Source organism: Streptomyces sp. NPDC048389 (assembly GCF_040706335.1).
Taxonomy (GTDB): Bacteria; Actinomycetota; Actinomycetes; order Streptomycetales; family Streptomycetaceae; genus Streptomyces.
The window spans coordinates 13,534-33,885 of the sequence record NZ_JBEZKP010000028.1 but is presented as its reverse complement, the minus strand read 5'-3'; the positions used below and the strand labels follow the sequence as shown (position 1 = coordinate 33,885).

General features: G+C 71.8%; 17 protein-coding genes and 3 pseudogenes. 12 read left to right on the top strand and 8 right to left on the bottom strand.

The genetic code is table 11. The annotated features are described in order from the left end of the window. Window position 1: 1 nt before the first annotated feature. Window positions 2-2,191, bottom strand: coding sequence for a hypothetical protein (locus AB0903_RS20090; RefSeq protein ID WP_366704570.1), 2,190 nt, complete (start codon window positions 2,189-2,191; stop codon window positions 2-4). A 40-nt stretch (window positions 2,192-2,231) separates the two neighbouring features. Further along, a complete protein-coding gene (locus AB0903_RS20085; protein ID WP_366704568.1) occupies window positions 2,232-4,781 on the bottom strand; it encodes a DUF6603 domain-containing protein in 2,550 nt (849 codons plus the stop codon). A 418-nt stretch (window positions 4,782-5,199) separates the two neighbouring features. Between AB0903_RS20085 and AB0903_RS20080 the strand changes: the two genes are divergently transcribed. The 3 genes and pseudogenes from AB0903_RS20080 to AB0903_RS20070 all read left to right on the top strand — a co-directional run bounded on the left by AB0903_RS20080 (window position 5,200) and on the right by AB0903_RS20070 (window position 7,635). Continuing rightward, window positions 5,200-5,379 carry a hypothetical protein gene (locus AB0903_RS20080; protein ID WP_366704566.1) on the top strand — a complete coding sequence of 60 codons (180 nt, stop codon included), beginning with the start codon at window positions 5,200-5,202 and terminating at the stop codon, window positions 5,377-5,379. Continuing rightward, window positions 5,380-5,647 (top strand): annotated as a pseudogene (locus AB0903_RS20075) (hypothetical protein); the annotation flags it as partial. A 716-nt stretch (window positions 5,648-6,363) separates the two neighbouring features. Next, window positions 6,364-7,635, top strand: coding sequence for an APC family permease (locus AB0903_RS20070; protein WP_366704564.1), 1,272 nt, complete (start codon window positions 6,364-6,366; stop codon window positions 7,633-7,635). 278 nt (window positions 7,636-7,913) lie between these two features. Here AB0903_RS20070 and AB0903_RS20065 read toward each other — a convergent pair whose 3' ends face one another. Both AB0903_RS20065 and AB0903_RS20060 read right to left on the bottom strand, forming a co-directional pair. Continuing rightward, window positions 7,914-8,066, bottom strand: coding sequence for a hypothetical protein (locus AB0903_RS20065; RefSeq protein ID WP_366704562.1), 153 nt, complete (start codon window positions 8,064-8,066; stop codon window positions 7,914-7,916). An 80-nt stretch (window positions 8,067-8,146) separates the two neighbouring features. After that, on the bottom strand, window positions 8,147-8,452 hold the full coding sequence (locus AB0903_RS20060) for a PadR family transcriptional regulator (RefSeq protein WP_366704560.1): 306 nt from the start codon (window positions 8,450-8,452) through the stop codon (window positions 8,147-8,149). A gap of 159 nt (window positions 8,453-8,611) precedes the next feature. On the opposite strand from AB0903_RS20060, the gene AB0903_RS20055 reads away from it, so the two are divergent. The 4 genes and pseudogenes from AB0903_RS20055 to AB0903_RS20040 form a co-directional block, all read left to right on the top strand. Then, window positions 8,612-9,418, top strand: coding sequence for a phosphatase PAP2 family protein (locus AB0903_RS20055; RefSeq protein WP_366704558.1), 807 nt, complete (start codon window positions 8,612-8,614; stop codon window positions 9,416-9,418). A 290-nt stretch (window positions 9,419-9,708) separates the two neighbouring features. After that, complete coding sequence (gene nhaA, locus AB0903_RS20050) at window positions 9,709-10,947, top strand: Na+/H+ antiporter NhaA (protein ID WP_366704556.1); 1,239 nt, start codon at window positions 9,709-9,711, stop codon at window positions 10,945-10,947. A 28-nt stretch (window positions 10,948-10,975) separates the two neighbouring features. Beyond that, complete coding sequence (locus AB0903_RS20045; protein ID WP_366704554.1) at window positions 10,976-11,992, top strand: TerC family protein; 1,017 nt, start codon at window positions 10,976-10,978, stop codon at window positions 11,990-11,992. A 73-nt stretch (window positions 11,993-12,065) separates the two neighbouring features. Next, window positions 12,066-12,356: pseudogene (locus AB0903_RS20040) on the top strand (ABC transporter ATP-binding protein); the annotation flags it as partial. Window positions 12,357-12,465: 109 nt separating this feature from the next. Here the strand turns inward: AB0903_RS20040 and nhaA (AB0903_RS20035) are convergent. Then, on the bottom strand, window positions 12,466-13,788 hold the full coding sequence (gene nhaA / locus AB0903_RS20035; protein ID WP_366704552.1) for a Na+/H+ antiporter NhaA: 1,323 nt from the start codon (window positions 13,786-13,788) through the stop codon (window positions 12,466-12,468). Window positions 13,789-14,129: 341 nt separating this feature from the next. Between nhaA (AB0903_RS20035) and AB0903_RS20030 the strand changes: the two genes are divergently transcribed. Together AB0903_RS20030 and AB0903_RS20025 are read left to right on the top strand one after the other, a co-directional pair. Next, a complete protein-coding gene (locus AB0903_RS20030) occupies window positions 14,130-14,612 on the top strand; it encodes a hypothetical protein (RefSeq protein WP_366704550.1) in 483 nt (160 codons plus the stop codon). Window positions 14,613-14,882: 270 nt separating this feature from the next. Further along, window positions 14,883-15,356, top strand: a complete 474-nt coding sequence (locus AB0903_RS20025; protein ID WP_366704548.1) for a Rieske (2Fe-2S) protein — start codon at window positions 14,883-14,885, stop codon at window positions 15,354-15,356. Here the strand turns inward: AB0903_RS20025 and AB0903_RS20020 are convergent. Then, window positions 15,343-15,993: a cysteine hydrolase gene (locus AB0903_RS20020; RefSeq protein ID WP_366704546.1), complete on the bottom strand. Its 651-nt coding sequence runs from the start codon at window positions 15,991-15,993 to the stop codon at window positions 15,343-15,345. The two genes, AB0903_RS20025 and AB0903_RS20020, sit on opposite strands and share 14 nt — an antisense overlap. Window positions 15,994-16,144: 151 nt before the next feature. Between AB0903_RS20020 and AB0903_RS20015 the strand changes: the two genes are divergently transcribed. Both AB0903_RS20015 and AB0903_RS20010 read left to right on the top strand, forming a co-directional pair. Next, a complete protein-coding gene (locus AB0903_RS20015) occupies window positions 16,145-16,612 on the top strand; it encodes a pyridoxamine 5'-phosphate oxidase family protein (RefSeq protein WP_366704544.1) in 468 nt (155 codons plus the stop codon). 89 nt (window positions 16,613-16,701) lie between these two features. Continuing rightward, window positions 16,702-16,809 (top strand): annotated as a pseudogene (locus tag AB0903_RS20010) (EamA/RhaT family transporter); the annotation flags it as partial. A gap of 117 nt (window positions 16,810-16,926) precedes the next feature. On the opposite strand, the gene AB0903_RS20005 reads toward AB0903_RS20010, so the two are convergent. After that, window positions 16,927-18,258: an aminotransferase class I/II-fold pyridoxal phosphate-dependent enzyme gene (locus AB0903_RS20005; RefSeq protein WP_366704542.1), complete on the bottom strand. Its 1,332-nt coding sequence runs from the start codon at window positions 18,256-18,258 to the stop codon at window positions 16,927-16,929. 35 nt (window positions 18,259-18,293) lie between these two features. Here AB0903_RS20005 and AB0903_RS20000 point away from each other — a divergent pair, with 35 nt between their 5' ends. After that, entirely contained in the window at window positions 18,294-18,998 is a 705-nt protein-coding gene (locus AB0903_RS20000; protein WP_366704670.1) for a pyridoxamine 5'-phosphate oxidase family protein, read from the top strand. 182 nt (window positions 18,999-19,180) lie between these two features. Here AB0903_RS20000 and AB0903_RS19995 read toward each other — a convergent pair whose 3' ends face one another. Continuing rightward, the gene (locus tag AB0903_RS19995) at window positions 19,181-20,158 is read right to left on the bottom strand and encodes a DMT family transporter (protein ID WP_366704540.1); all 978 of its coding nucleotides are present in this window, start codon (window positions 20,156-20,158) and stop codon (window positions 19,181-19,183) included. Window positions 20,159-20,352 lie beyond the last annotated feature (194 nt).

Genomic DNA, 20,352 nt, shown 5'->3' with positions numbered 1-20,352 from the left:
GTCAGAGCCGGGAGAAGGTCTGCACCTGCGGGGCGTTGATCATTTGAAGGGCGAACTGGGCCGAGGAGATCTCCGCGACCCCATGGGCCTGACTCAGGGCCGGGACCAGCGCGTCTCCCGTGCCATGGACGTTGAGCACGTCCGAGCCGCCGGGGCGCAGGAAGCGGCTGAACCCGGCCGGCCGGGGGAAGTCGCCCTTCCGGTAGCCGATGCGGTCGCCGCTGATCTCGCGGAGTTCGATCGTGCCCTCGTCGCCGATGCCGAAGCAGATGCCGCGCGGCGGCTCGGCCAGCTCCAGACGGTCGATCAGCTGCGGGAAGAGCAGCAGCAGGGTGCCGATGCCGTACACGGCACCGCGCAGCGGCTCGACGGCGGTCTCGCCCACGTAGCCGTTGAAGAGGGTGTTGGGCCAGTTGGGGATCAGCTCGGAGCGTACGAGCACGCCGCAGGCCGGCACCGGGCCCCCGTCGGTGGCCAGGGCGTTGAGGTCGGCGTCCAGGGCGTGGCCGACGCCGACGCTGAGGGCGCCGTCCACGGCGGCCCGTACCCAACCCTCATCCACGTACGCGAAGCGGATGCTCTCCTCCGGCAGCATTCGGCTGTCGGGCACCAGGTGCTCGAAACCCAGCATCTCCAGTCGGCGCAGCCGGTCGAGCCAGGCCCTCACGCCACGGAACTCGCTCTCGGCGGCCTGGACGAGGATCTCGGCCACACCGGGCTGACCGAGCAGTGCTCGCGGGTCGGCAGTGGTGCTGCGGACGCCGGTGGCGACGGTACGGCGCCGGCCGGCTCGTAGCTGCGGACCGGCCTGGGCCATGGCCTCGGTGAACCGAGCACCGTCCCCGTCGAGGAGCATCCGGTCGAAGGACTCGTAGGCCAGCGGCGCGGTGAGCTGCCGGGCGGTCACCGCCCGACCCACGAGCTGCGGGTGCGAGGCGAGACGGCGTACGGCGGAACGGGCGGCGGAGCGGAACTCCAGCAACGCCGTGCGGAACTCGGCGTCCGCCAGGGCCAGGGTGCGTCCGGCGGTGAAGGCGGCGGCGTACGCGGTGTCGAAGACCCCGTACTTCTCCAGGTAGATCAGGGCCTCGCCGGACGACTCCAGCCGGGTGGCGGCGGAATCGGGCAGCCGCCGGGCGGGCTGGGCGGTGAGCGGGCCGCGGTGGAAGGCGACGGTGCGCTCGCCTGTCTCCAGGCGCTGCGGAAGGGCCACGGCACCGCTCTTCATCCGGTCGAGAGCCTCCTGCTGGTGCTCTGTCGGGTTGGCCGGCGCGCTGATCGGGAGCCGCAGTCGCAGCTCGTCTCCGGGGCGCGTGGTTTCGCCATCGACGGTAGCCAGGTTCTGGCATACGTCGCCGAATCCGATGCCGGAGTCGGCCAGGCCGGTGAAGGTCCAGCAGGTGAGGGAGACCAGGCGGACGCCTTCGGCAGGGGCGGCAGCGGTCAGGTAGGGGGCGAAGCCTTCGAGGGAGATGAGGTGGACGACGTGGCGGCCCCCGGTGGCGGCGGGGAACCGGTTGGCGACGACGACGCCGTTGAGCTCCTTCTCGTCCGGCTCCGGGTCGTCCCCGGCCCGGGTGGCGTCGGGCCGGCCGCCCTCGCGGACGTGGGCGAGGCAGGCCATCTCCGTGGGCAGCGGTTTGACCTTGTCGAAGAGGGCGGCGGGCACGTGGATCGTGGCGCATCGCGCCTCGTACTCCTCCGGCCGCATGCTCTCCGCGGGCAGGAAGGGCGGCTTGCCGGGGCCGAGGCCACCGTCGAGGAGCTGCCGCACGGTGCCGGCGGTGACAACGCCGATGGCGTCACTGTCCTCGGGGAGCTCCCCCTCCCGGAACACGAGCAGGGCCATCCACGGGACCTCGCTGCGGTCCGCGTCGGTGATCAGCGGGCGGTTCCACGGCAGGCCGGGGGCGTCGAGGTTGATGTGCGGCAGGATCTGGTTGTACGCGCCGACAGCGTCGGGCACCGGGAAGCGGGCGTTGATCCCGCCCGGGTCGATGCTGAAGCGCGGTTCGACGACGTTGAACGGCTGCGGCTTGGCGTCGATGACGCGGTCCTCGCCGTCGACGGCCCTGAGGATCTGCCGGTTGTCGATCTGGTAGCGGCCTGCGTAAAGGGACGGGATGCGGTGGTCGAAGAACCGGGTGCGGTGCTGGGCCGTGGGCGTGCTGACGCGCGGTGTGGTGGTCATGGGGCGGTGCCTTTCGACGGGGCGGGCAGGGGCCGGGGAGTCAGGCCGCGACCAGCATCGGTTCGGCTGTGAAGGCGGTGCCCGCGGCGGAGGCGTACGCGCTCAGGTCGCTGTCGAGCGGGCCGAGTTCGATGCCGAGCGTGCCCAGAGCGGTGGCGAGGCCGGTGCGGTTGCTGTTCTCGCCGATCCCGTCCTGGATCTTCCCGATCACTCCGTCCGGCCGCAGTAGGAGCGGGCCCGACGCCTCCTCGCCCGCACTCAGCGGCTGGTTGCCGTCGGGGTCGAGCGGGTCGAACCCGATGCCCTCCTCGTCGATGAACCCCGTGGAAGTGCCGTGGTCCACCGGCGGCGACACCAGTCGGATCCCGAGGATCCGGTCGCGGATCAGACCGTCGCCCGGTGCGTCCGCCTGCTCGCCCCACAGGCCGTTGGGCACATTGCCGTGGATGGCCGTACAGGCCCAGTCCCTCAAAGTGTCCCCATCGCCGTCGCGGGCGAGCCACACCCGCAGTTCGCTGCCCTTGTCCCTGAGCCGCATGGGCAGGATGTCAAGGCTGTCATCGGTGAAGACCGGCGTGGTGCTGCCCTCGTCCAGGTACACCTTGCTGACCGGCGCCCGGGTGTCCGCGGTGAAGGTGAAACCGCCGCTGTCGACCAGCCACGGCTTGATGTCGCCACGGGTGGCCGGGGCGCCCTCGCCGACGTAGCCGGTGACCGGGGTCGTACGGACCATGGTCTCGGGTTCGGGCAGCATGCCCTGGAAGCCGCCCCAGTCCAGCGGAGGCGCCCCGTCCTTGCGGCCCTGGCCGAAGCCGATGGTGAAGGAGACGAACCAGAGGTGGACGGTGGCCTCGCCACCCACGGGCGGGCCCCAGACCCGCACGCTGACCCCGATCTCGACAGAGATCTTGACCTTGACGAACCAGACCTTGATGGTGGCGGAGACCCCGACTCGGACCCCGATGCCGAGGTCGAAGTAGAAGGGGTTCCACTCCAGGAGGGCGTCGATCCTCGCGCTGAGCCAGGCGCGCAGCATCCCGGAGTGGAAGACGACGTCCAGCCGGCCGCCGGCCATCAGGGACTTGGGTGTGAGACCGGCGTACGCGCTGCCGGAGATGTCGACCGTGGAGCCGACACCCCACTCCAGCCCGGCGTCCTGCCCCTTCGGGTAACGGGCGGGCAGGTCCACTTCGCGGGCCCGCGGGATGGCACCGAGGATCAGCGCGAAGTCACCGGCATGGGGGTGGTCCCCGAACCAGAACTTCACCCCGACTCCGCCGCGCACCTTGCAGGCCGGGTCGATCAGGAAGGTCTTCTCGGTGAATCCGGCACTGATGCTCAACTCGCCGGCCGTGGGCCGCAGCGTGGCCTCGATGCCGATCTCCACCCGCGCGATCTTCTTCTCGCTGTCGGTAGGCAGCTGGGCACCGCCGACGCCGAGCAGGCTGATGGTCAGGTCCGAGCCCAGCTGAACCAGGGCCATCGCGTGCCCTCGGAAGGTCTCGAAGGAGTCGAAGGCCAGACCCGCGGCGATCCACAGGTCGCCCTCCTGCGGCCGGACCCAGGGGTTGGACCCGGCTATCAGCTCGCTCAGCACCCCGAGAGCGTCGCCGTCCGCCCACACGTCGCCCGGGTTGTCGAGGGCGGCCATGAACGGGAAGCTGCCCAGGGCATCGGCCGCCGGCACGCGTACCCGGCTGTTCCAACCGAACCCCGCCGCGATGCCGCGCACCTGGAACGGCGGTGGCCCGAACCCGGTTTCGCTGCCCAGCGAGCCGTAGGCGAAGAACGACGGCCCGGCGCCGCTGCCGTCGGGAACGACGTACGCGCCCATCGCGGAACCGTTGAACGCACCGGTGTCGACCAGCAGCGCGCCGCCGACGACAGCCTGGTACGGCGGCTCGGCCGGCAGTGCGGTCAGCGCGCCGGTGATGCGCAGCGGCGGGCTCAGGTAGTCGATGCTGAGGCCGTTCTCGCCGCCGGGTGTGCCGATCGGGGACCAGCCCCGCACCGTCGGCGACTCCAGCATCCGCACACCCTTGCGGCGGCGGGCGACGGGCCGGGGGGTGAAGATGCCGTGCTCGGTGACGAGTGCGCGCGGGCCGCGTTCGGGTGCGGCGGCGGTACGGGAGCCGGCCTGCGGCAGGACCCGGCCGAGGCCGTCCAGCCGCCCGGGGTCGGTCTCCGGTACGGGCGTACGTCCGACGAGCCGCATCTCCCGGCCGTCCACAACCACCCAGGCCCCAGGCGGCAGCGGGGCGCCGGCCGGAGTGCCGTCGATCAGCAGCAGCCCACGGCCGCCGCCGAGGTCGGCGGCGGCCAGTATTCCGGCGACCTGATCGCCGTCACAGGTGAAGGCCAGCCGCACCGGGACCGGTGACGGTGCCGCGGTGGTGACGGCCTGCCCGGTGACCCATGACCCCTGCGGGTCGCACGTCACGCCGCCGATCCGCAGAACGCCACCAGGGAACACAAGGCTCGCGGTGCCGGCGTCCCCGAGGGCATAGGCCGGGATCTCGACGGTCCCCCCGGGGACGGCTCGGTCAAGGAGTTCCCGAACTTCCTTCACATGTGCAGCCACAGCACTCATCAGCCCCGCATCACAGGTAGGAGGGAATGGGGAACCAACCGCCGACTCGAGGCAGCAGCGCCCTGGCGAAGAACTCACTCAGATTTTCCTGCGTCCGGGGTCTCTGCCACCGGATTGGTCCCCCTTGGCCGGAATCTGCCCAGTCGAGGCATATTTCGCACTGTTGACGTGGAGCGAAACGCAGGTCGGCGCGCCCCGCGCCCCCGGCGCGATGGCCTTGACGCGGCGGACCGGCTCGGCGTCGAGGCCGGTGTCCGTTTCTGGCTCAGTGAGATGCAGCAGGAGGTCTGCTTCAGCGACTGCGGCGATCGAGGGTCGCTGATGAAGCCGTTCACGGGACACGCCGCCGGCAAGAACGGCCAGCAGGCCGCCGCTGGCACGGGCACTACGCGTTCCTCGCAGCGGCCCGGTACGGACCGTGAACACAAGGGCGCTGCGTGGTTGGGAGAGCAAGGGGCTGCGCCCGGGTGCCGCGGACAACGAGAAGGTCGACGCCTTCATCGACCGCGGCCGCCGGGTCGAGCGGACAGTCAGTCCCGAAATGCAGGCCGCTGCCAGGATCAGCGGCGCCCCCTGGTCGGCTTCGACCAGCGCCTGACCCGGCCGGCAGGTGATCGGGCACTTCGCCCACGAATACGAGGCTGGAGAGGTGCTGCCCGCCGCGGTCCCGCCCGGCGTGCTGCGCGCGGACGCCTCGGAGTTCAACCGCCTCGTACCCGCCCCCGAGGTATCGCCGCGAGGTATCGCTGCAGGGACTCGTCCGGGACGTCATCGAGGCCCAGCACGCCGGTGACGCGTCCAACGCTCTCCTCGGCGCCACCCAGCGCGGCTACAACGCGGGCCCGATGGTCCGCCTGCAGGAACTCCCCCCGGAGAGAACCGGAGATTCCGGGGAGTCTCGACTGACGTGACCCCGCTCCCTAGCACTCCGCCAAGACCGGTGCGGCCCTCACTCCCGGCCTCCGGCGTGAAGTGAGGCCGCGAACAGACGGGGCGACTCCTCGCGACCTGACGTACGCGCTTGCAGCACTACCGCCTGACCGGCTCGTACTACACGTTCGAGGACCACATGAGCCGGCCCCTGACGAACCGACCGCAACCGGGCCGCCACGGCCCGCATCCTGGCCGAAGAACGCAGCGTTCGAACAGAGTTCTGACCGCCGTCGCCCTGGCCGCGGAAGCCGAAGTACCCCACGACACTCTCAGCCAGCCTCACACGGACGTGAAGAACGAGTTCGACGAGAATGTCCGCGCACGCGGAGGAATTCCGACCGCGACAGGCGACTTCGCCAGGCAGGTCCGCCAATCAGGGACTCCGCGCCGCCGACGCCGACGAACTCCGCCGGCTACGGGAGGACGACCGAGCCCTCGTCGGCGCACTCCGCCAAGCCACGACGGAGAACCGGCTCTTGAGCCGGCAAGCCGCCGAGCAGCACCACAGCGTCCGCGTTCTGCCACCCGGCACGGCCGGGAGCCAGGACGGGTCATCGCTCCGTCTCTGGCGAGGCTCCCTCGGGGACTCATATATCGTCTCCCGATATCGGAGTCCGTAAGACAGACCCTGTCGCCGAGGAGTGAACCCATGAGCAAGCCAACGACGGCCGCCGACATGCCGGACGAGCTGCGCCGGCGGCTGGGAGTGCCGGATGCCGTCGTGATCGGCCTGGGGTCCATGATCGGCGCCGGGATCTTCGCCGCGCTCGCCCCGGCCGCGCACGCGGCCGGCTCCGGGCTGCTGATCGCCCTGGCCCTCGCCGCCGTCGTCGCCTACTGCAACGCCACCTCCTCGGCCCGGCTCGCGGCCCGCTACCCGGCGTCGGGCGGCACCTACGTCTACGGCCGTGAACGCCTGGGCGACTTCTGGGGCTACCTGGCCGGGTGGGGGTTCGTGGTCGGCAAGACCGCCTCGTGCGCGGCGATGGCGCTGACGGTCGGCTCGTACGTCTGGCCGGGACAGGCCCACGCGGTCGCGGTCGCCGCGGTGGTGGCGCTGACCGCGGTGAACTACGCCGGGGTGAAGAAGTCGGCGATCCTGACCCGGGTCATCGTGGCCGTGGTGCTGGCGGTGCTCGCCGCCGTGGCGGTCGCCGCCCTGACCGCGAGCGCGTCGGACGCGGCCCGGCTCGACGTGGGCGGCGACGCCGGCTTTGGCGGGGTTCTGCAGGCGGCGGGGCTGCTGTTCTTCGCCTTCGCCGGATACGCGCGCATCGCAACGCTGGGCGAGGAGGTCCGTGATCCCGCGCGCACGATCCCGAGGGCCATCCCGATCGCGCTCGGCATCACCCTGGTCGTCTACGCCGTCATCGCCGTCGCCGTACTGACGGTGCTCGGCCCCCGGGGGCTGGCGGGCGCCACGGCGCCCCTGTCGGACGCGGTCCGGGCCGCAGGTGTGGACTGGCTCGTGCCGGTCGTCCGTGTGGGTGCGGCCGTGGCCGCCCTGGGCTCCCTGCTCGCCCTGATCCTCGGCGTGTCCCGCACCACGCTTGCGATGGCGCGGGACCGGCACCTGCCGCACGCCCTGGCCGCCGTGCACCCGAGGTTCAAGGTGCCGCACCGCGCGGAGCTGGTGGTCGGAGTGATCGTCGCGACCGTGGCGGCCACGTCCGACGTACGGGCGGCGATCGGCTTCTCGTCCTTCGGCGTCCTGGCCTACTACGCCGTCGCCAACGCCTCCGCCTGGACTCTCACCCCCGAAGAGGGGCGCCCGGCCCGGGTCGTCCCGGTTCTGGGCCTGGCCGGCTGTCTGGCGCTGGCCTTCGCGCTTCCGGTGTCGTCGGTGATCTCCGGTGCGGCAGTCCTGGCCGCAGGCGCCGCCTGGTACGGCGTCCGCCGCCTGGCCGCGGCGCGGAGCTGACCGCTCCTCCCATCCACCTGATCAACGCGGTCGGGCGGCGCCCGACCGCGCGGCCACGATCTGCCCCACGCCGTGGGCCAGGGGTTCACCGCAAGGGCCCTTCGTGCCGTATCGCGTCACCCCGGGCACCGCCCTGCTGGTATTGATCAGGCCCGGTCGGCCCGACCCACGTGCCGGCGGCGCCATCGGTGGCTGACCCGGCATTCGCCGAAGCGGCGGCCCCGGCGGCGGACCGCTGCCGGGGGCCGACCTCGCCTCAGGGACGGGGCCTCGGCCCGTCACCGCCAAGCGGGCTGCTTCTGTTCGTGGTGCTCGAAGGCGGTCTTCAGCCCCGTGCAGACCTCCGCGGTCGTCTCGAACAGGGCCTCGGCCTTGGGATCGCCGACCTTGCCGATGTCCTCCCGTGCGTGCTGGACGACCTGGTCCAGCATCTCCTTCAGCTTCAGCGTGTGGCGAGGTCGTCCTCCGCGTACTGCATGCGGTCCGTCATCGCCGCCTCCCGGTCGAACGCCTACGGGGTGTCGTCGCCCAGGACCTCGCGGGCCAGCTCCTTGAGCGCCCGACGGTCCTCTGCGAGAGCCTTCTTGCCGGCCTCGGTCGCCTTGTAGACACGCCGGGTGCGGCCGTCGACCACCCGCTGCTCGGAGACCAACAGCCCGTCGGCCTCCAGCCGGTGCAGCGTCGGGTACAGCGTCCCGGGGCTGATCCGGTAGCCGTGGGAGGCCAGCTCCTCGGTCATCCACGCGCCATGGATCTCCTCCTCGGCCGCGTGATGAAGGATGTGCAGCCGCACCGCGCCCCGCTGGAACTCCCGCACCCTTGTCCCACCTTCCGCCCTTCAGTCAGTGACGAAACCGATATCGGGTATCGAGTCTACGCCCGGCCACCCCTCGTTCCGGCCCTTTGCACGAGCCCACTGGTCAGTGATCCCCGTACGGGGCACACGATCAGTCACGATCCGCGAGGAGACAACGCCATGACCGACACCGACAGGCCCGACGAGCGGCCCCGACTCGTCAGAGGGGCGGCGTCCGCCTGGATCGCCGAGCCAACCGGTGCAGCCGCCCTGCTGCTCGCCGCGGGCGCGGCCCTGATCGTCGGCCTGGTCGTCGCCGACGTGCAGGCCGTACTCCGCCTGGACCACGCGGTGGCCACACATCTGCACGCGGCGGCGCTGGAGAACCCGGGCCTCACCCGCACGAGCCGGATCGTCACCGACTGGGTCGTCGATCCATGGACCATGCGCCTGCTGCTGGCCGGCGCAGTGGTGTGGCTGTGGCAAAGGCGGCAGCGGCTCATCGCCCTGTGGGCGGCCTGCACCTCCGCCGCGGAATGGGCCCTGCGATCCGTGTTGCGCTGGGCGGTCGGGCGAGACCGGCCCGAGTGGGAGCGGCCCGTCGACTCCGCCGAGTTCGCCGCCATGCCGTCGGGCCACGCCATGACCGCTGCCGCCACCTGTGTGCTACTGCTGTGGCTCGCACGCGCCACCGGCCTGCCCACCGGCCCGGTGCGCCTCGGTACCGTCCTCGCCGTTGCCGCCGTCGCCGCCGCCTGCTTCACCCGGATCTTCCTCGGCGTGCACTGGCTCACCGACACCCTCGCAGGAACCCTGCTCGGCACGGCGCTGGCTGCAGGCGCCGCCGCCACCTGGAGCACGGTCAGCCCGTGCAGCCGCAAGGCCGCCCGTACGGGATCCGCGCCGTCCGCCGACGGTCCCGGCCAGGGCCTGCCGCGGCGACGCTCCGACAGAGATCGCAAGGGGACATCGGGTAGCGATATCTGAGTGCGATCCCCCCTGGACAGCGAACACTCGTCCGCAGATCGTCATGCGCGACATGCGCAGGGACGATCCCCGTATGGGACAGCGAACACTCCCTCGGCCGTGTCATGGAAACCCTCACGGCCCGCTGCCCCACCATTTACGGGCGACACGGTGAGACACGGTGAGCAGGTTCGTGCCGTCCGGTGAGGCGCGGCGGCTCCCGGGCCGATCTCTGTGAGGGTCGACTCGAGCGCGTGCATCGCTGCCGCGATCAACACCACGGTCGAGGGGCAAGGAGGGCTACACGACCCATGGTTGGTCCGATCAAACGCATGGCGACCGCGGTCGCCTCCCCGCTGCGGGCGTTCCTGCACGCGGAAAGCGCGGGCGGGATCGTCCTCGTCGTTGCCGCGGCGGGCGCGCTGGTCTGGGCCAACAGCCCGGCAGCGGACGGCTACGCGCAGTTCTGGCAGCAGCGGATCACCCTCGGCAGCGGCGCGGCCGGTGTGACCCACGACCTGCGGCACTGGGTCAACGACGGGCTCATGGTCCTGTTCTTCTTCGTCATCGGCCTGGAGATCAAGCGGGAACTGGTGGTGGGCGAGCTGCGTGACCGCCGCGCCGCGACGCTGCCGGCACTGGCCGCCGTCGGCGGCGTCGTGCTGCCGGCGCTGACGTACGTGGCCGTGGCCGGTGGTGGGGAAGCGGGGCAGGGGTGGGGTATTCCGATGGCCACCGACATCGCGTTCGCCGTCGGGATCCTGGCACTGCTGGGCCGCCGGGCCTCGACCGGGGCGAAGCTGTTCCTGCTCAGCGTGGCCATCGTCGACGACATCCTCGCCATCGGCGTCATCGCGGTCTTCTACACCGACCACGTCGACCTCCGATGGCTGGCCGGCGCGGTGGCCGGCCTGCTCGTCACCGTCGGCATGCGCCGACTGGGGGTCACCCTCCCCTGGGCGTACGTTCCCGTAGGACTGATGGTCTGGTTCGCCACCCTGGAATCAGGAGTGCACGCCACTCTCGCCGGGGTCGCGCTCGGTCTGCTCACCCCGGCCCGGCCCGTCGCGGGGCGCGACGTCCTGGGCGACCTGGAGCGCTCCCTCCACCCGGTCAGCGCGTTCCTGGTGATCCCGGTCTTCGCCGTGGCCAACGCGGGGGTCGACCTGCGCGGTGGCGCGCTCGGCGACGCCTTCGGCCGACCGGTGACCTGGGCGGTCATCACCGGTCTCGTCCTCGGCAAGATCGTCGGTATCGGCGGGGTGACCTACCTGGTGCGTCGGCTGGGTTGGGGAGCCCTGCCCGGGGACATGCACCACCGCGAGATCCTCGGTGCCGCCGCGCTGGGCGGGATCGGGTTCACGGTCTCGCTGTTCATCACCGACCTCGCCTTCACCGACACCGCCCTGATCGGTCAGGCAAAGGTCGGTATCCTCACCGCCTCGACGGCCGCCGCCCTGGCCGGAGCGGTGCTGCTGCTCACCGCCCCGGCCGGCACCGTCGCCGCCGGCGGGACGTCCCCGCCGAACGAGGAACGACCCGGAAGCTGAGACCCACTCGAAACCGAATGGAGGACCGGTGCTGGACATCGGTGCACTCACCTGGACCGTCACCATCGGCCTGATCCTCGCCCTGCTCGCCGTCGACCTGATCCTTGCCGCCGTGCGCCCGCACCGCGTCGGCTTCGGTGAGGCCACCGCCTGGTCGGTGTTCTACATCCTCGTCGCGGTGGGCTTCGGCGTCTGGTTCGCCGCGCAATACGGCGGCCAGTACGGCACCGAGTACTTCGCCGGATACATCGTCGAGAAGAGCCTGTCGGTCGACAACCTGTTCGTCTTCGTCATCATCATGTCCACCTTCGCCGTGCCGGCGGAGCACCAGCACAAGGTGCTCACCTTCGGCATCGTGCTCGCCCTGGCCATGCGCGCGGTCTTCATCGTGCTCGGCGCCACCCTGCTGGCGCTGTTCTCGTTCATGTTCCTGCTGTTCGGCCTGCTACTGATCTACACGGCCGTGCAGCTGTTCCGGCACCGCGACGAGGACCCCGACATCGACGACAACGTCATGGTCAAAGCCGCCCGCCGGCTCCTGCCGGTCACCGGCGACTACGTCGGCGGCAAACTCACCACCCGCATCGACGGCCGCCGGATGGTCACCCCTCTGTTCATCGTCCTGCTCGCCATCGGCAGCATCGATCTGCTCTTCGCGCTCGACTCCATCCCGGCCGTGTTCGGCGTCACCCAAGAGCCCTACATCGTCTTCACCGCCAACGCCTTCGCCCTGCTCGGCCTGCGCGCCCTGTTCTTCCTCGTCAAGGGACTGCTGGACCGGCTGGTCTATCTCTCCGCCGGGCTGGCGCTGATCCTCGCGTTCATCGGCGTCAAGCTGATCCTGCACTGGGCACACGTCGACCTGAGTGAGGCCGTCCCCGAGATTTCCACCCCGCTCAGCCTCGCGGTGATCGCCCTCGTCCTCACGGTCGTCACCGTGGCCAGTCTGCTCAAGACCAGGCGCGACCCGACCGCCAAGGCCCACCCCGGTTCCCTGCGCGCACATCCCCCCAGGACCGCGGACTCCGACCAGGACACCCCCTGAACCGCATCAACCGGAGACGCGGACCCTCGGTGCGCGTACAGGCAGTCGTGCGGGCGCTTCTGATCACCACGCCCGCAGACCGGTCTGCGGACGCGCGCTGTACCGGCGGACACCGCTGCTGATCCTGGACGAGCCCACCTCGCCGATGGACCCGCGCGGGGAGCACCGGATCTCCTCGGAGATCAAGCGCATCGCCGCCGAACGCATCACCATCGTCGTCACCCACCAGCTCGAGAACACGCGCCTGGCCGACCGCATCATCGTCATGAACGACGGGCGCGTGATCGAGCAGGGCGGGTACGAGGAGCTGACCGCCGCCGGCGGCCTGTTCGCCGAACTCGTCGCCCTGGCCAAGGGCCGGTAGACGGAGGCGGCTCGCCGCCGTGGGGGCTGACCGCCCTGCCGGCCCCGTGGCCGCCCGGCACTGACCGGCCGCCACGGGCCGTGTCGCATGCGGCCCCCGTCGCGGCCGGTCAGCGCTCGCCGTCCTGGCCGCGCTCGCGCTCGTAGACGTCCGGGACGGCGTTGGCGTTCTCGTCGGCGTTCTCCGCCTCCCACAGCCGGCGGTAGATGCCGTTTCTGCGCTTCAGCAGCAGTGCGGCAAGGCCGGCGGCGATCAGTGAGCCGACCAGGACGGCGGCTTTCACGTGCTCGGTGAGCGCCGGTTCGGCGAAGGCGAGGTCACCGATGAGCAGCGCCACGGTGAAGCCGATTCCGGCCAGGGCCGCGAGGGCGAAGACGTCCGCCCAGGCGAGGTCCGGATTGAGGCGGGCCCGTGTGAAGCGCGCCGCCAGCCATGTTCCCGCGAAGACGCCGACCGTCTTGCCCACGACCAGGCCGAGGACCACACCCAGCGGCTCCGGGTCCGAGAACACCTTGCCCAGGGCCGGGGCGGAGACGCTCACCCCCGCCGCGAAAAGCGCGAAGAGGGGAACGGCGATTCCCGCCGAGATCGGTCGCAGCACGTGCACGGTGCGTTCCGCGGGGGACGCGTCCTCCCTGGGGCGCCCGCGGGTGCCGTCGTCGCGCGCGGCACGCAAGAGCATGCCCATGGCCACACCGGCCACGGTCGCGTGCACGCCGCTGTTGTACGTCAGCGCCCAGACGGCCACGCCGAGCGGCACGTACCACCACCAGCCGCGTACGCGCAGCCGCTGCAACAGGTAGAAGAGCACGAGCCCGGCGGCGGAGCCGCCGAGGGCCACCAGGTTCAGCTCCGACGTGAAGAAGACCGCGATGATCAGGATCGCGCCGAGATCGTCGACGACGGCGAGGGTGAGCAGGAACGCCCGCAGCGCGGACGGCAGGTGGGTGCTGAGGACGGCCAGTACGGCGAGCGCGAACGCGATGTCGGTGGCCATCGGCACGGCCCAGCCCGAGGGGGAACCCTCGCCCGCCGCGACGGTGACGAGATAGACGCCGGCGGGCACGATCATTCCGCACGCGGCGGCGATCACCGGCAGCGCGGCACGGGCCGGGCTCCGTAGCTCGCCCAGGACCAGTTCCCGTTTCAGTTCGATCCCGGCGACAAGGAAGAAGACGGTGAGCAGGCCGTCGGCGGTCCAGTGCTGGAGGGAGAGGTCGAGACCGAGTGCGGGGAAGCCGAAGTGCACCTTCCGCGCCGACTCGTAGGCATCGGCCCAGGGCGTGTTCGCCCAGATCAGAGCGATCGCGGCAGCCACGAGGAGCACGACCCCGCCGACCGTCTCGGTTCTCAGGGCCTGCGCGACCGCCCTGCGTTCCGGCCAGGGCAGCAGACCGAGGAAGACGGATCGCTCGCGCGGGGCAGCGCACACGACAGGACCTCCGGCAGGTCGGCACTCGGCACTGGGGCCCCTTCGCCACCGACCAGACGTCCCGGCGCACCCCGCGTCCCGTCCGACACGTTCCTCTCACCCTATCCCGCCGTCCACGGCCCGGCCCGGCGCCGCGACCGGGCACGGCCGCACCGTGAGCCGTGTGTGCGTGGATCCTCTCGAGTTCGGCTGCCGACGGCTGCCGGACAGGGCTAGGCTGCGTTCAGCGAAGCCCTGTCACTCCCCCGTTGGCGGGGCTTCGCGCACAGCCGGCGGCGTCGCACATCCGGCGGGCCGACGGCCTCGGCACCTAGCCGATCGGCGCGGCTAGGCTCACGCCCATGAACGAAGACCACGGTTCCGAGCCGGTCTTCGTCCGCTCCAAGTGGGGGACGAGCCGCTACGTGTACAACCCGAACAGTCCCGTGGGGATGGCTCTGATCGTCGGCTCCCTGCTGTTCGCCGCCGTCGGCCTGTTCTCCCTCCACGACAGTTCCTCGTGGAGCGAGGGCGAGTTGCACGACGCTGTCCACTCGGCCGCCGAAAGCCTCGACGCACGGCCGCAGCGGGTGGGCGGGTTCCGCGGCAGCTACGAGGAGTTGATAGCCGACGCCATCGAGAACAGCGGCGAGGGCCCCGAGTTCGCCATGGTGGGCGTCTCGCCGCGGAGCGATACGAAGGACGACACGTCGGTGGACCGGTTCGAGATCACCACCGACGATGTCGACGACTCGTACTGCATGAGCGTCTCACCGCCCGAACCAGACACCTTCACTTCCGTCACCGTCACCCTCGGGGTGTCGGTGGAGGCCGGTGACTGCTGACCTCACCGGCGCGGCTTGACCGGCGTGGTCCACGGCGGCTCGCTTCCCGTACCGCACGGCCCGGCGGCCCAACGGCGGCTTTCTGCCCCGCACCGGTCCGGAACCGCCGCCGGGTCCGGGTCCGTACCGGTGCCGGTGCCGATGCCGAACCGGGTCCGGAATCGTCTGCTCCGTAAGAAATCCGCGAATCCTTGAACAGCACGGCCCGGGCCCCCGTACAACTGCACGAAACCGGCCGTTACAAGGCCGGACAGTGGAGAGGGAGCCAGCATGACCGCATCGAAGGGGACCACTCGGACCGTGGCGCGCCGCACCGTCGTCGCCGCCGTGGGCGGGGCCGGTCTCACCGCCGCTCTGACCGCGTGCGGAGGCTCGGGCGACACGGCGCAGACCGGGTCCGAGAAGCCGGCCGGCGGCGAGGGCGGCGCGGCGGCCTCGGGAGGGGGCGCGGGCGGCGCCAGCGGCACGGTGCTCGCCAGGACGGCGGACATCCCGGCGGGCGGCGGCAAGGTGGTCGGGGAGGTGGTGATCACCCAGCCGGTCGCGGGCGAGTTCAAGGCGTTCTCGTCCAAGTGCACGCACCAGGGCTGCGCGGTCAAGGACGTCTCGAACGGAACCATCAACTGCCCTTGCCACAACAGCCAGTTCGACGCCACCGACGGCAGCGTCAAGGCAGGGCCGGCGACGGCGCCGCTGCCGCCCACCCAGATCACCGTCGAGGGGGACTCGATCAAGCTCGCGTGATCCGGCGCGGCCGCTTCCAGCGGGACACCACCTCGTCGGTCGTGGCGATGGTGGCGACCAGCGAGAGGGTGTTGCGGATCATCGCGGGGGTGTACTCGGGGGGCACTCCCGCGATGGCGTCCGCCACGACAACCGCCGTGTAGCCGAGATTCACCGCGTCGAAGACGGCCCCGGGGACCGCCACATTGGCCGAGACGCCGGTGACGACGAGGGTCCGGCAGCCGAGATTGCGCAGCATCGGGTCGACGCCGGTAGCGGCGAGTGGCGAGAGCCCGTGCAGTCTGCGGACGACGAGGTCCTCGGGTGCGACCTCGATGGGCGGAGCGACACGTACGGCCTCGGAACCGGTGTGCTGCTGCACGGGCAGCCGTTCGGCGGCCCTGAACAACCGGGCGTTCCGGTTCGAGCCCCTGCCGTCGGGGCGCCGCTCGGCGATCGCGTGCAGCACCTGTACGCCCGCGCCGTGGGCGGCGGCGACCAGCCGGGCGACGTTGCGGAGCGCGCCCGAGGCACTGGCCTGGGCGGCGAGCTCCGGCAGCGCGCTGTCCGTGCCGACGACGCCCTGTTGGCATTCGACGGTCAGCAGGACGGTGGTGGGCACCTCGAGTTGTTCCAGGAGCTGTTGACGGGACGGCATGGTGCCCCCCTCGATGTCGTGTCCGCCCGGCGCGGGAGGCGCGACGGTAGCCGCCATTGCGCGTCGAGGGAAGAGCGTCCATGCTGTCCGCACACTGTTTCTGACAGACAGTCAGCACAGACAGTCTGCCGCAGCGCCGGAAGGACCGCAGATGACCGCCACCCAGCGCCGGGGCCGTCGCATCATGATGGCCCCCGGCGAGCTCGACGCGTTCCTGACCGAACAGCGGACCTGCCGGGTGGCCACGGTCTCGCCCGACGGGCGCCCGCACGTCAGTGCCCTGTGGTTCGCCTGGGACGGCACGTCCCTGTGGCTCTACTCCCTCACCCGCAGCCGGCGCTGGGCCGAACTGCGCCGCGACCCGCGCATCGCCGTCGTCGTGGACGACGGCGAGGAGTACGGGGAGCTGCGCGGCGTCGAGCTGTCCGGCACGGCCGAGTTCGTCGGTGAGGCGCCGCGCACGGGCGAGGACTGCCCCGAACTGGTCGTGCCCGAGACCCTGTTCGCCGCCAAGAACTTCGGTCTCGACACGATGCCGCACGACGGTAGGCACGCCTGGCTGCGATTGACCCCCGGCACGGTAGCGTCCTGGGACTTCCGCAAACTGCCGGCCCGCTGAGCCGACCGCCCGATCCGACCGTCCAACCCGCCTTCTGGCCCGTCCGTCCGACACGGCCTGTGGTTCAGCCCTCCGGCCCGTACTGCCGGCCCGTACTGCCGACCCTGCTGCTCCTTGGCGAACGACTGGGCTGGAGAACACCGGACGGAGCGCTCATCGTTCCGGTGGGTGCGGCACTGACGCAGAGCCGGCCCAAGCAGCCGGCGACAGGGCCGCCGTCCCGGCTCCGGCCCCTGCCCCGATTCCGATCGGCGCTGCCGCACCGGCCCCGATGTGCACTGCTCCCCTGGCCACGACCCCGGCCCGGACCCCGCTCAGCCGTAGCTGCGGGCCGGCATCGGGCCGACCGCAGAGGCGACCGCCTCGGCAAGCGGCTCGATGTCGGCCTGCGTCAGCTGCGACACGGTCAGCCGGACGCCGGGGGGCGACGCCATGCGGAATCGCGCGCCCGGGGCCACCGCCCATCCGGCGTGAAGCAGTCGCGCCACGGCTCCCGTCTCGTCCTGAACGGGCACCCACACGTTCATGCCGCTGCGGCCACGGGCATCGACACCGCGCCGCGCCAGCGCGTCGACCAGCGCGTCGCGTCGCTCGCCGTACGCACGGGCGACGGCGACGGGATCGACGGCGCCGGAGGCCCACAGATGCACGACGGTGTGCTGCAGCAGCCGGCTGACCCAGCCGGGGCCCAAGCCGAGCCTGCCCTGCACGCGGTCGACGGTGACACTGTCGCCCGTCAGGACGGCAACCCGCAGATCCGGCCCGTACGCCTTGGCGACGGAGCGTACGAACGCCCAGTTGTCGGTCACACCGGCGAGCGGGTGCAGCGGCTGATCGACGATGGCGTGGCCGTGGTCGTCCTCGATGAGCAGTGTGCGCGGGAACCGTCCGAGCACGGCGCGCAGTTGATCGGCCCTGCGGCGGCTCAGCACCGCGCCGGTCGGGTTCTGCGCCCGGTCGGTGACGACGACGGCGCGGGCACCGGCGGTCAGCACCCGCTCCACATCGGCGGGCAACGGGCCGTCGTCGTCGAGTGCGACGGGCAGCGGCTTGAGCCCGAGCGCCGAGACGAGGTCGAGCAGACTCCCCCAGCCCGGGTCCTCGACGGCGACCGCGTCGCCCGGCCGCAGGTGCGCGGCGAGGATCCGTTCGATGGCGTCCAGCGCCCCGGACGTGGCGGCGAGCGGCCCGGCGGGGACGTTGTCGTCGTCCATGGCGCCGCGCGCGAGGCGTACGAACTCGGCGTCGAGCGGGGCCCGTCCGTACAAACCCGGCTCCTTCGCGTACCGCGCGGCCGCGGCGGCGAGGGCCTCGTCCAGCGGTGGCAGGAGGGCGGTGTCGGGGTTGCCTTCGCCGAGGTCCCGTACACCCAAGGGCGCGTCGACCCGGATGGATCCGCGCGCCGTACTGGCCGGGCGGGGGCGCACTCGGCTGCCCCTGCGGCCCGCCGTCTCGATCACTCCGCGCTCGCGCAGCGTGCGGTAGGCGGCGGCGACGGTGTTCGGGTTGACGCCCAACTGGGTCGCCAACTCTCGCATCGGCGGCAGCAGTTGGCCCGGCGCGAGCTCTCCCGCCCCGACCGCCCGCTCCACGCTCGCGGCGATTTCCGATGCGCGCCGCCCAACGATCCGATACTCTCCTAGCACAAAATCAATTATGCACTAGTGCAATGGAGATCGCAATGTCCCGGACGACGGAAGCCCAGACCCAGGAAGCCCGGACCCAGCAGGTTCATGCCCCGGAAGCCCCTTACGAGCCGACCGGGCGGACGATTCCCACCCGCTCCCGGGACCGTGCTTCCTACGACCGTGAACTGGTGCACTCGATACTCGACACCGCCTACCTCTGCCACCTCGGCTTCGTGCGCGACGGTGCCCCGGTCGTCCTGCCCACACTCTTCGCCCGTGTCGGCGAGCGGCTGTACGTCCACGGGTCGACGGGCTCACGGCCACTGCGGATGGCGGGCGAGACGGACCCCGGTCTGCCCGTGTGCCTGACGGTGACGCATGTCGACGGCCTGGTGCTGGCACGCTCGGCCTTCCACCACTCGGTCAACTACCGCTCGGTGGTGGTCCACGGCACCGCACGGCAGGTGACGAACCCGGCGGAGAAGCGCACGGCGCTCGACGCGCTGGTCGACCAGGCGGTCCCGGGCCGCTCCGCGGACTCCCGCCCCGCCAACCCCAAGGAGCTGGCGGCGACGGCCGTGCTCCGCCTCGACCTGGCCGAGGTCTCCGCAAAGACCCGCACCGGCGGCCCGAACGACGACCCGGGTGATCTGTCCCTCCCCTACTGGGCGGGGGTCGTCCCCGTCGCCGTCACGTCGGGCACACCGGTCCCGGCCACCGATCTCGCCCCGTCCACCCCGCTCCCCGCCTACCTCTGATCCCCGGGGTGCACCACGCGGCCCACAGGGCCGGCAGGTCGGTCGGAAGCACTCCGGCCGACCTCGGGGCAGCGCGGACGGAGGCAGCCGCACCGGCCCCGCCCCGGGACCGGTTTCCGGGGCGGGACAGGACATCACACCGGAACCCTTGCCGGAGGCACACCGGAACCCCTGCCGGGGCGTCAGGCCGGGACCGGCAGCCGCCTCCGGGCCGTCGCACTCCGCGCCTCCGCCGCGGCAAGCCCCGCGACCGCCGCCAGCAGCAGCAGCGTCCCGGCCACCGTGGCCGGCGTCAGCCGCTCGTCCAGCAGCGTCACCGCGATGACCGCTGCGCTCACCGGTTCCAGCAGCATGATCACCGAGACGGTCGCCGCCCGTACCACAGCCGCGCCCGCGAAATAGAGCGCGTAGGCCAGTGCGGTCGGCACGGCCGCGACGTACACCAGGAGCCCGACGACCCGCACCAGGTCCGCCGTGTGCGGCAGCAGGCCCTCGCCGAGTGCCATCGGCAGCAGCCCCACGCAGCCGATCACGAACGCCCACGTGGTCGTCGACAGCGAGTCCCCGCCGCCCCCGTCCCTGCCGAGCCACCGCGTCAGCAGCGTGATCGCCGCGTATCCGGCGGCCGACAGCAGCGCGAGTGCGACGCCCAGCGGCCGCACCTCCCCGCCCTCACCGCCGAGGACGAGCACACCGAGCCCGGTCAGTGCCCCCGCGACGGCCATGATTCCGCCGCGGCCGAGCCGCTCCCCCATGGTCAGCCGCGCGCCGACGGCGATGAGCACGGGGCCGGCGCCCAGCGTCACGACGGTGCCCACGGCCAGTCCGGTCGCCTCGACGGCCGCGAAGTAGGCGCTCTGGAAGACGGCCAGCCCCACACCGGTGGCGACGATGCGCAGCAGCCGGCGCCGCCGCGGCTCTGCGGGGGCAGCGGCCCGGCCCCGCCGCCGCATACGCAGCGCGAGGACCGGGAGGAGGAGCACAAGGCCCCCCGCGCACCGCCAGAACGACAGGGCGAGCGGACCCATTTCGCTCACCTCGAAAACGAGGGACGCGGCGGCGCCGGCGGTCCCCCAGGCGAACCCGGCGAAGATCAGATAGGTGAGTCCCCGCCCGACGGACAGGCCGCGGGACGTACCGAGCGGCATGCCCGCGGGCATGCCGGCAGCGGAGGTTGAAGAGGAATTCGACACGTGACTTCTCCGTATGAAGAACGGACGGCTGATCGCTCGGACCGGTCACGCGGGCAGCACCGACCTGCTCGGGAGCACCCCGAGCCGGGTCTTCGTCGAAGAACGTCCGCCCGCGCTAGGCGGCGGGCGGCGGAAGTACGGTCGAATGCATGATCGCCATC